Source organism: Gordonia sp. GN26 (genome assembly GCF_054823965.1).
Window position 1 is genome coordinate 30,125 of the sequence record NZ_JSYC01000076.1, and the last position, 12,511, is coordinate 42,635.

Genomic DNA, 12,511 nt, shown 5'->3' on the forward strand with positions numbered 1-12,511 from the left:
GGGTTTGTCCCAAACTACCAGATCAGAGTGAGCCGACGCCTACAGATAGACGACCCGATACTTCAGGCTTCCCTTGATGCGCCCGACGAGGTTCCCGGTCACCCAGATCCAGGCTCCGCGACGTCGGCGAGACCACCCCCAGGGCCACAGCGGACAGGTCGCGAGGACGACGCCGGCGTGGATCGGGAACCACCACCACTGCCGGCCGGGCGCCCCGTACTGCTTCGCCACCCGCGCCTCTTCGCTGGCGTAGTCGATGACCTGAGCCCAGGATTCCCGCATCCCCGTGCGGTAGCGGTAGGCGACCATCGCCTCGGGCGCGTATCCGAAGGTGTACCCGGCCGTCTGAACCCGCCAGCAGAACTCGACGTCACCCCCGGCGGTCGGATAGTCCTCGTCCCAACCGCCGACGGCGTCGAATACCTCACGTCGCACCCCGAGGTTGCAGCCGAAGCTCATCGGCAGATGCCGGCCCAGGACCACCGGTTCCTCCGGGTTCGGAAGGGCTCGCCAGGCGGCCACCACCGGGTCGTTGAGGGTGTCGCGTTCGAGCGGCCCGCCGATCAGGTCGGCGTCGCGGGCGGTGTTGACCATGGCGCGCAGCCACGTCGGGTGCACGGCGTCGTCCTGATCGCAGTAGGCGATGAAGTCGCCTCGTGCGCTGCGGGTTCCGACATTGCGGGCATGCGAGGTCCCGGGGACGTCCGAGGAATCCACCCACCGCAGGTCCAGTCGCTCCCGCATCGGGTGGCTGTCGAGGTGCTCACGCAGCTGCGGGCTGCCCTCGTTGTCACTGACGATGACCTCGAAGTCGCCGGTGAAGTCCTGTGCCGCCAGGGCTTCGAGCTGGACGTCGAGATCCGGCAGGCCACGGAAGTAGGCGATCACCACCGATGCCGTCATCGCCGCACGCTCCTCAGATCGGCAGTGGTGGGTGCGCCGGACGGGTCGGCGGCGACGGTCTCGAGGATCGCTCGCATCCGGTCGACGACGCCTTCCGCCGTCGTCGCGTCGAACAGTGCCACCGGGTACAGCAGGGTCCCGGTGAGTCCGGCGGGACCGTCGGAGTCCCGGACGTCGAGCATGGTGAACTCCAACTCGTGCTTGGCCACGGTGTTCGGGATCGGCTCCCGACAGATCCGCACGCCGCCCAGATCGATCTCGTCCATCCCGGCGTCGTCCGCCCCGGCCTGCTGCAGGATCAGGGTCGCCGGGAACAGCGGGTGTCCCGACGATCCGGCCGGGTCGCGTTCGATCCCGAGCGCCGCGGCGAGGTCCGGCGTCGAGATGTCCGGGTGGGCCAGGCCGTCCAGCAGCTGCTGGTGGACGTCGCGGGTCAGGTCGCCGAAGGCGCGGGCGTCGGCGGCGTCGAGTCGCATCGGCAGGTCCTCGGCGAAGTTGCCGATGACTCCGTCGAGCGCGACATGGGACCGGTTGGCGTTCGCGGTGCCGACCCGCACGTCGGGGTCGCCGGCCAGGTCGGCCAGGATCACCGCGAACGCCGCCTGGAGTACGGCGAACAGGCTCGACGACTGTGACCGCGCGTACTGTTCGAGCGCGGTGTGCACGGCGGCGTCGATCCCGAATTCGACCGTGGCACCGGCGGATTCCCACCGTTCCGGCCGGGGTCGGTCGGTGTGGAGCGCCGGTCCGGTACCGGGATCACGCGTACCGGCGGTGAGTCGCTCGGTCCAGTAGGCGAGCTGACGTTCCCGGTCGGCGGCCAGGATCTCGGTGCGCCACCGCGCGTAGTCGCGGAAGCGGACGCCCGGTTCGGGGAGAACCGACGCGGTGGCGTCCGGATCGGAACTCCGGGCGACGAACGCGGTGACGAGATCGCGGGTCAGCGGTCCCATCGACTGCCCGTCGACGCTGAGATGGTGCGTGACGAGGACCAGCACGTGGGTTCGCTGATCGAGCCGCAGCAACTGCAGCCGCAGCGGCGGACCGTTCACCACGTCGAGCTCCGCCCAGGCCAGGTCGGTGAGCACGCGTTCGAGATCGCCGGCTGCGACGTCCCGCGGTTCGAGTACGCGACCGATGAGGTCAGCGACGCCACCGGTCGGCAACACGACGAGTTCGGGGCCGTTCTCCGCCTGGACATGTCGGGTACGGAGCGACTCGTGGCGGTCGACGACGTCGACCAGGGCCGCGTGCAAGACCGCGACCAGAGACTCGGTGTCGAGGTCTCCGGAGAAACGCACGGCGACCGGCACATTCCAGTCGGCTCCGGCACCGCTGTTCACGGCCTCCCAGATCCGACGCTGCGCCGGCGCGAGCGGCGCCGGGTCGTCGTCGTGGCCTCGGACCAGTTCCGGCACATCGACTCCGGACGGGTCGAGTGCGGGCAGTGCGTCGATCTGCGCGGCGAGGTCGCCGACGTCGACCGCGTCGAACAGCATCCGCACCGGGATCCGACGGCCGAGCTCGGCCTCGAGGAGCGCCGCCACCCGCGTCGCCGACAGCGAGTTGCCGCCGGCGTCGAAGAAGTTGTCGCTCAGGCCGATCCGTGCCGCGCCGGTGACCTCGGCGATCACCGTGGCCACGCGCTGTTGCAGCTCGGTCTGCGGCGCCTCGTAGGCACGCTCGGCGATCCGCGGTCGAGGTAGACGTGCCCGGTCGATCTTGCCGTTGCCGTTGGTGGGAAGCGTGTCGAGGACATGCACTTCGGGACGCAGATAGGACGGCAGCAGCTGAGCGGCCTCGCGCCGGACGACCTCGGCCTGCGCGTCGTCGCCCGTCACGAATCCGACGACCCGATCCTGCCCATCGGCACCGGCACGAGCAACGACCACCGCATCCACCACGCCGGTGCATCGCCGGAGCGCCGCCTCGATCTCGCCGGGCTCGATTCGGAAGCCGCGCACCTTGAGCTGGTGATCCGTGCGGCCCAGGTAGTCGAGCGAGCCATCCCGGGTGCGCCGCACCAGGTCTCCGGTGCGATACATCCGTGCGCCGGATCCGTCGATGCCGTACGGGTCGGCGACGAACGCCGCCGAGGTCCGCGCCGGGTCTGCGTGATAGCCGCGAGCCAGTTGGATTCCGCCCACGTAGAGCTCACCGGCGACTCCGACGGGGACCGGTTGGAGCCGTGAGTCCAGGATGCGGATGGACACGGTCGGCTGTGGGGAGCCGATCGGGACGCGGCCGGTCGGCAGCGCCGTCACCTCGTGTCCGGTGACGCTGACCGCCGCCTCGGTGGGGCCGTACAGGTTGTGCACCAGGGTCTTCGGTGCCGCGGACCGCATTCTGTTCACGAGCTCGGCGGGGAGTTCCTCCCCGATGCACAGTGCGGTGGTCAGCGTGGCCGGTGGGTCGCCGGCGTCGAGGACCATGCCCAGGGCCGACGGCACGGTCGGCAGGACGGTGATGCGGTGGCGGTCGAGGATGTGGAGCAGTTCGGCGCCGTCGCGTTCGGCACCCGGTTCGGCGAGGACGACGCGTGCCCCGGTACCGAGGGCCCACCAGTACTCCCACACCGACAGGTCGAAGCCCGCGGAGGTCTTGATCAGTACCGAGTCCCCCGGACCCATCGGATACCGGTGTTGCATCCAGCGCAGCTGTTCGCCGACGGCCGCGTGGGACATGCTCACGCCCTTGGGGATTCCGGTGGATCCGGAGGTGAACAGCACGTAGGCCGTGGTCTCGGGATGGGGCGCCGGGAACTCGCACGCACCTGGCCCGGCGGTGAGGTTCAGCGAGCCGACGTCCAGCAGTTCGAGATCACAGTAGGGGCGCGCGTCGGGAGCATCCGGACCGGCACCGAGTACGAGGACCGGGTCGGCGACGTCGAGGATCATCGAGGCGCGTTCCGACGCTGAGAGATCCACCGGCACGTAGGCGGCGCCGACGGTGGCCACCGCGTACATCGCGAGTAGCTGCAGCAGGCCGCGGGGCGCGGTGATCGCCACACGGTCGTCGGGTCCGGCGCCGTGATCGGCGACGATGCGTGCGAGCGTCGTGACCTGCTGGGCTAACTCGCGATACGACACCACGCGGTCTCCGACGACCACCGCATCGGCGTCGGGGGTGCGGGCCGCCTGGGCGTGGAACGCCGCCGCGAGGCCTTCGTTCTGCTCCACCGCCGCGTCCGCATCGGGTCGAGGTGCGGTCATCGTGAGGGAGCGTTGCTCCTCTTCCGACAGCACTGCCAGGTCCCCCACCGCCCGGTCCGGGGTGTCGACGAACGCGGTGAGGATGCGCTGGTAGCGCTCGACGAACTCGCCCGCGGTCAGGGCGTCGAAAAGGTCGGTGGCGTAGACCAACTGGCCGGTCAATCCGTCGGGTTGTCCGTCGTTGTCGAACATGTCGGCCAGCGTGAGGTGCAGGTCGAACTCGGCGACCTCGACGTCGTCGTCGATGATCTCGACCGCGAGGCCGGGCAGGGACAGATCCATCGATCCGATGTTCTGGAACGACAGCGCCGTCTGGAAGACCGGGTGATGGGACGGCGACCGCGGCAGGTCGAGTTCTTCCACGATTCGGTCGAACGGCACCAGCGCGTTCGAGAATGCCTGGAGCGAGGCTTCTTTCGACGCTCCGATCGCGTCTTCCACGGTCGCGGAACTGTCGATGACCGTCCGCAGTGCGAGCATGTTCACGAACATGCCGGCGACCCGATCGAGGTGTTGTTCGCCGCGGCCCGCGATCGGGGTGCCGATGACGACGTCGCGGTTGTCGCCGAGTCGGCCGAGGAGCACGGCCAGCGCGGCGTGCGCAACCATGAACGGCGTGGCGCCGAGCCGGTTGGCCGCCTCGACGATCCGCAGGTGCAGGTCTGCGTCGACCGTGAAATCGATCCGCGCCCCACGACCGCTCGGATGTGACGGCCGGGGCCGGTCGAGCGGCAGGTCGACGACCGGCGGCGCCCCGCGCAGTCGCTCCTGCCACCCGCGCAGCTGGGCATCCGCGATCCCCTCGTCGAGGACTGCCCGTTGCCAGAGTGCGTAGTCGGCGTACTGCACCGGCGGCGCGCTGATCGCCGGACTCGCCCCGGCGTAGTCACTCGCCAGCTCACCGGCCAGCGTCACCATCGTCAGGCCGTCGGCGCAGATGTGGTGGGCGACCAGCACGAAGACGTGCTCGTCGGGTCCCACGTCGTCGACTCGCAGCAGTACGGCCCGGATGGGCGGTTGTGCCGTGACGTCGAAGGTCGTCCGGGTGATGCCACGGACTGCGTTGTCCAGGCCGTCACGACGGGCCGTGATCGTCTCGAGAACGGTCGGCGTCGAGTCGGCGGCCAAGACGACCTGATGCGGGCCGTCTGCGCTGTCGGGGTAGATCGTCCGGAAGACCTCATGCCGGACCAGTAGTCCGTGTAATGCCGCTCTGAAGGCGGCGAGGTCGAGTTGCCCGGTCAGGCGCAACACGATCGGGATGTTCTCGGTGAGTGCGCCGGGATCGAACCGGTTGAGAAACCACATGCGCTGCTGCGCGGGCGACAGCGGGATCTGTCCGGGCCGTGCTATTTCCCCGAGGACCGGACCGACGCGCAGCGTCGACGAATCGAGTCGAGTGGCGAGCGCCTGGGCGGTCGGTGCGTCGAACAGATCGCGGACCGACACTTCCCGCCCCGAACGAGCGCGGATGCGCGCAACGACCTGCGCGCCGATGAGCGAGTTGCCACCGGCATCGAAGAAGTTGTCGGTGGCGCCCACCCGCTCGCGGCCGAGGAGCTCGGCGAACACCTCGGTCACCAGCACCTCGTGGGCGGTGGCGGGGGCGACGTGGGCGGTGAGGACGGCGAATGTCGCCGCCGGCAGCGCGCGCAGGTCTACCTTGCCCGCCGGTGTCAGCGGGATGGCGTCGATCTCGACGATCGCGGCCGGGATCGCGTGGCCGGGCAGAGTTTCTCGTAGGTGGTCGAGCAGGACGTGCGGATCGATGGCGTCGATTGCCGGGACGACGTGGGCGGCGAGGGCGGCATTTCCGTCCGGGCCGGCCTGTGCGGTGACGACCGCCGCCCGGACCTGTGGATGTGTGCGCAGCAGCGCCTCGATCTCGCCGGTCTCGATGCGATGACCGCGGATCTTGAGCTGGTGGTCGATACGTCCACGGTGAACCAGTGCGGGACCGCCGGATTCGGCATCGGCGCGGACCTGCACCAGGTCGCCGGTGCGGTAACGACGCGATCCGGGCGGGCCGTCGGGGTCGGCGACGAAAGTCGCCGCGGTCAGGGCCGCACGACCGTGATACCCGCGAGCCAATCCCGTTCCGGCCAGGTAGAGTTCGCCGCTCACACCGGGTGTGCAGGGCGCCAGCGCGGTGTCGAGGACCTCGACGCGGGTGCCGATGATGCCGCGCCCGATGGACATCGGTTCGGTGTCGGACTCGGTCATAGGTCCGGCGAGCGTGCCCATGATGGTCGACTCGGTGGGACCGTAGGCGTTGAAGAAACGCACACCGGAGGCGATCCAGCGCTGCGCGGTCGTCGGCGAGCAGGCGTCACCGCCGACGATGACCGTCCGCAGGTGCGGGAGATCGTCAGGTTCGATGGTGTCGAGTACGCCTGGTGTGAGGAAGGCGTGGGTGATGCGTTCGCGGCGGAGCAGGTCGGCGAGGTCGTCGGCTCCGTAGATGTCGGTGGGCGCGACGATGGTCGTGGCGCCCGCGTCGGTCGCCATCAGCAGTTCGAGCACGGCGGCGTCGAAGCTCGGTGACGCGAAGTGCAGGACGCGGCTGTCGCGGTCCACGCCGTAGCGGCGCTGTTCGGTGACGAACGACGCGACGCCGCGGTGCGTGATCGCGACGGCCTTGGGTCGTCCAGTGGAGCCCGACGTGAAGATCAGGTAGGCCAGCTGGTCGAGGTGTCGCGGTGCACGCAGTTCGTCGTCGGCGATCGGACCGGACGGGAGAGCTGTGAGTTCGGCGTCGGTGTCCGCGTCGTCGATAACCAGGAGGTCGACGTCCTGCCCGACCACCTGCTCGCCGAATCCGGTGGTGGTGACGATGATCGACGCGCCGGAATCGCGGAGCATGAATGCGATCCGATCGGCGGGATAGGACGGGTCGACGGGAACGAAGGCGGCTCCAGCGGCGGCGACGGCGCGTGTCGCGACGACCGACCAGACGGATCGCGGGAGGGCGAGGGCCACAACTGTTTCCGGACCGGCACCACGAGCGATGAGGGCACGCGCCAATCGGTGGACACGTCTTCCGACCTCGTCGGCGTCGAATGCCCGCCACTCACGGCAGTCGTCGTATCCGACCAGGCGGTGATCCGGGTGGCTGATCGCGTCGGCGAAGAATGCCGGCGTGGGGGCGTCGGACCCCGACCCGGCGGCCAGCGTGGCCCGCTCGTGATCGTCGAGCAGGTCCAGGGCACGCAGGGGTGTCGCCGGGGTCGCTGTGGCGGCACCGATCGCTCGGCCGAGTCGGGCGAGGATGCCTGCGGCGGTCGAGTTCCGGTAGACGTCGGGCCGATGGATCAGCGCGAGGTCGAGGCCCCCGTCGGCGGTCGGTGTCGCGGTGAACTCCAGGTCGAAGCGGGCAACCGGGATGTCGAGGCGTACCGCCCGGGCCCCGGTGGCGCCGCCGTCGCGCGCGGCACCAGGATGGTCGCCGTCGACGGTCAGGGTCGCCTGGATCAGCGGATGGCGGGATCCGCTGCGTGACAGACTCAGATGATCGATGATCTCCTCGACATCGAGTTCGCCGTGATCGATCGCATCGACCACGACGTCACGCGAACGTGTGACCAGCGCGTCGAAGCCGGCGTGCGGATCGACGTCCAGTCGTAGCGGCACCATCGTGACGAACATGCCGACCAGATCTGCGACGGCCGCCTCGGACCGTCCGGAGGTCGGGGTTCCGATGACGATGTCCCGCCCCTGCCCGGATCGGCTCAAAGTGAGGGCGAGTGCTGCGTGCAGGACGCCGAAGACGGTGCTGCCGGTGCGATCCGCGAGGGTGCGGATTCGATCGGCCGCGCCGGGTCCGAGCGTCACGTGGTGGACCTCGGGTGCGCCGCCGTCGGCGTCGGCCTCGGGCGCCGACAGCGACGGGGCCCCCTCGAGCGCCGATTTCCAGTAGGAGAGATGGGCGGCCAGCTCCGAGGACGGGTCCTCAACGATGCCGAGCCGCGCGGCCCGGCGGACGACATGGTCGGCGTATTGGATGGGCAGCGGGCTCCACGCGGGGGCGCCACCGGCCAGGCGCGCGGTGAAGGCCTGTTCGAGGTCACGGGCGAGGACGCGTAGCGACCAGCCGTCGGCCGCGACGTGGTGGACGGCGAGCACGACGACCGTGTCGTGGTCCAGTTCCCGGACGACGATCTTCAGGGGCAGATCCTCGGAGAGGTCGATGGTCGCCGACAGGGCCGCACGGACCGCGTCCTCTTCCGACGAGAGTCCTTCGACCACGGGCGATTCGAGAACGACGACCACCGGATCGAGGTCGTACTCGCCGGGCGCGAGAATGACCTGGCGCGGGCCGGTGGCGCCCTCGGGGTAGACGGTCCGCAGGATCTCGTGGCGTTCGATCACGTCACCGACCGCAGCCCGCAACGCCTGACGATCGAGTCTCAGCGGGAGCCGGATCGGCGCGACGATGAGGTACTCCGACGACGCCGGATCGATCCGATTGTGCAGCCACATCTGCAGCTGTGCAGGTGCCAGCGGAAGCACCTCGGGACGCGCGATCTCGGTGACCGGCGCCTCGCTGCTCCGGGTGGCGTCGGCGGTGGCGGCGAGGGCGGCCGCGGTTCGGCCGTCGAACACCGCACGTACCGGAACCCGGACGCCGAGCTTCTCGGCGATACCGGCGACCAGCCGAGTCGCGACCAGGGAGTTGCCACCGGCGGCGAAGAAGTCGTCGTCGACGCCGACGTGATCGCCGAGGACGTCCCGGATGAGCGTCAGCACAACACCTTCGGTCGGTGTCCGGGCTTCGGTGTCACCACCGACGGTGGCGACCGGTGTCTCGGGTGCCGGCAGGGCGCGGCGGTCGACCTTGCCGCTCGTCGTCGTCGGCAGGGCGTCGGAGAGCAGGATGTGGGTCGGCACCATGTGATCGGGCAGGTGCGCGGTGAGGTGGGCGCGAAGCTCGGCAGCGGTGATCGAAGCACTGCTACCCAGCACGACGTGCGCGACGAGCTGAGTGCCGACGCGAGGGTCGTCGTGGATCACGACGACGGCGGACCGCACCTCCGGATGCGACGACGCGACGGCCTCGATCTCACCGAGTTCGACGCGCTGGCCACGGACCTTGACCTGGAAGTCGCTCCGTCCGAGGTAATCCAGGACGGGTGCGGAGTCGTCGGCCGTACGACGCCAGCGCACCAGATCGCCGGTGCGGTACAGGCGTTCACCGTTCCCCCACGGCGAGGCGACGAATCGGGTTGCGGTGAGGTCCGGTCGGGCGTGGTAACCCCGGGCCAGTTGCACGCCACCCAGGTACAGCTCGCCGGTCACGCCGCCGGGAACGGGGCGCAGCCGGTGATCGAGCACGTGAACGGTGTTCCCGGCCATCGGGCGGCCGATCGAGACCGGGGTGCCGTCGATGGTGGCGGAGACCTCGACGGCCGTCACGTCAACGGCGGCCTCGGTCGGCCCGTACAGATTGTGCAACGCGGCGGCCGTCCGCGCGCGGACTGCTTGCGCCGTCGGAACCGACAGCGCCTCACCGCTGGTGAAGATCATACGGAGCGAGGTGAGATCGGCATCAGCAGGAATGGTGGCCAGGAAGGCGTCGAGCATCGTCGGCACGAAGTGGATCACCGTCACCCCGTGCTCGCCGATCACCTCGACCAGTGCTGCGGGGTCACGGTGGGCGTCGGGCTCGGCGAGGACGAGGTCGGCGCCGGTGACCAAGGGCCAGAACAGTTCCCACACCGAGACGTCGAAGGTGATCGGCGTCTTCTGCAGGACGACGTCACGGCCGTCGATCGGGTACTGCCGCTGCATCCACGCGAGTCGGTTGACGATGGCCTCGTGGGTGACGCTGACCGCTTTCGGCACGCCCGTCGAGCCAGAGGTGAACAGGACGTAGGCGGGATGTCCGGGTTGGAGCGGGCTGACCCGGTCCGCGTCGGTGATCGGGGTGTCACAGCGGTCGAGTTGCAGGTCGGTCGGATCGAGGAGACGATCGGCGAACGCAGCCGGGATTCGGAGCGCGTCGTCCGGAGCGGAGAAGATCCGGACAGGATCGGCGGTCTCGAGCATCGCGGCGATACGCGGGGCGGGAGCCGCAAGATCGATCGGTACGTAGGCTCCGCCGGCGGCAACAACGGCATGGATCGCGACCAGCATGTCGACCGACCGCGGTACGGCGACCGCGACCGTCCGCTCCGGCCCCACCCCGGCGTCGATCAGCGCGCGAGCGGAGCGAGCCACGCGTCGCGCGAAGTCGGCGGCCGCGATCCTCTGCTCGGCGTCGACGACCTGTCCGGCGGCGTCACCGGCCAGTGCATCGGGAAGCGTGCATACAGCGGGTACGACGGGCGACGGCCCGCCACTTCCCCACTGCCGGACCGTCCGGTCCAGCTGCGGAGCGTCGAGGAGCGTCAGCTCGTGCACGCGCGAGTGTGGTTGCCCGACGAGCTGTTCCAGGATGCGTAGCAGGTCGTCGGCGAACCCGGCGACGGTGTCGCGGTCGAACAGGTCGGTGGCATAGGTCCAGCGGGCTCGCACCGGCTCGTCCAGACCGTCGATGACCTGCGGCATGTCAACGGTCAGGTGGAGGTCGAAGCGGGCCACCGGCACGTCGATCGACAGCGGGGTCGCGGTGAGTTCGCCGCCGACGATCGGCCCCGGGACCGGGTCGCCGAAGGCGAGCATCACCTGGAAGACCGGGTGGTGCGCACCGCCGCGGTCGGGCTCGTACTCGTCCGCGAGCTCGTCGAACGGTATCTCCGAGTTGGTCAGTGCAGCAACGTCACCCGCCCGAACCGCGTCGATCAGGTCCTCGACGGTGCGGTCCTCGTCGATCCGGGTGCGGAGCACCACGGTCTCGACGAACATGCCGACCAGGTCGTCGAGCACTTCGCTACCGCGTCCCGACACGGGCGTACCCACAACGATGTCCGACGTACCGGACAACCGCGCGAGGAGGACTGCGAGCGCAGCGTGGACGAGATGGAACACCGTGGCGCGCCGGGTCTGTGCGATCGCCGCGAGTTCCCCGACCAGAGCAGGGTCGATGCCGAACTCGACGGTGCTGCCGTGATGAGTCGGTTGCGCGGGCCGATTGCGGTCGCCAGGCAGCGGAAGAGGTCCGGGCAGATCCGTGAGCGCCCGCCGCCAGTGGTCACGCTGGCGGGTGATGCTCGGATGGGCGCCCCGCTCCCCGGTGTCGCCGAGAAGCGTCGACTGCCACATCGTGTAGTCCGCGTACTGAGCCTGCAACGGTTCGCGGGTCGGCGTGGTCCCGGCGGCCGCGGCGAGATAGTTGTCGAGCAGGTCGGCGACGAGCGGACCCATCGACCATCCGTCGGCGGCGATGTGGTGGACGACGATCACGATGACGTACGACGCGGGTGCGGTGTGGAACACCGCGACCCGAAACGGGATTCGGCCGGCCAGGTCGAAGCCGCGGCTGGCGACCTCGGCGATGTGATCCTCGACGCGACTGATCACCTCGGCGTTCACCCCGCTGAGGTCGATCTCCGCGGTCTGGAGGGCCTCCTCGGTGAGCAGGACGTGCTGACGGGGTATCCCGGCGTCGGCGGGGTAGATCGTGCGGAGGACCTCATGCCGGTCGAGCACTCCGGTCACGGCGGTCCGGAGCGCGTGGGCGTCGAGTGGTCCGTCGACCTGAACGGCGAACGGCAGGTTGTAGAGCGCGGTCCCGGGCGTGATCTGGTCGAGCAGCCACATCCGACGCTGGGCCCGCGACACCGGCAGGATCGTGGGACGCGGCCGAGCGATGAGCCGGGGCCGGTCGGAAGTTGCGGTCGCGTCGACGGCCTGCGCAAGGTCGGCGATCACGGGTGACTCGAAGACGGCACGAACTGGGAGGTCGATGCCGAGGACGTCGGCGATTCGACCCGAGAGTCTCGCCGCCATCAGCGAATTGCCACCGAGGTCGAAGTAATCGTCGGTCACACCGATCACCCGGTTCGCGTCGGCGGGGAGCAGGTCGTCGAGAATGCCGACGAGGATTCGCTCGGTGGCGGTCCGCGGCGCGACGTGCTCGCGCTCGGCGCGCGGCGGTTCGGGCAGCGCATTGCGGTCGACCTTGCCGTGGATTCCGCGCGGCAGTTTGTCGAGGACGATCGCGGAGACCGGGGCCATGTAGGCGGGGAGCCGGTTGCGCAGGTCGGCGAGAACCGCGGCCGGATCGAGCACGTCCGGGTTACCCGGTGCGGGAACGAGGTAGGCGGTGAGGGTGTCGCCGTGATGGGCGGCCACCGCGGCGGCGGCGATCCGTGGATCGGCGGCGAGCGCCGACTCGATCTCCCCCAGTTCGATGCGCAGGCCGCGGATCTTGACCTGGAAGTCGTTGCGGCCGTGGAACTCGAGCACGCCGTCGGGACGGATGCGCGCGAGGTCACCGGTCCGGTACATCCGCTCGC

At 69.8% G+C, this 12,511-nt stretch carries 2 protein-coding genes; both read right to left on the bottom strand.

Features of this window, described 5'->3' with window-relative positions; translation table 11 throughout:
* Positions 1–39 precede the first annotated feature (39 nt).
* Positions 40–903 carry a glycosyltransferase family 2 protein gene (locus OK17_RS16090; RefSeq protein ID WP_461418052.1) on the bottom strand — a complete coding sequence of 288 codons (864 nt, stop codon included), beginning with the start codon at positions 901–903 and terminating at the stop codon, positions 40–42.
* On the bottom strand, positions 900–12,503 hold the full coding sequence (locus OK17_RS16095) for an amino acid adenylation domain-containing protein (protein ID WP_461418053.1): 11,604 nt from the start codon (positions 12,501–12,503) through the stop codon (positions 900–902). The genes OK17_RS16090 and OK17_RS16095 overlap by 4 nt, the downstream gene beginning before the upstream one ends.
* Positions 12,504–12,511 lie beyond the last annotated feature (8 nt).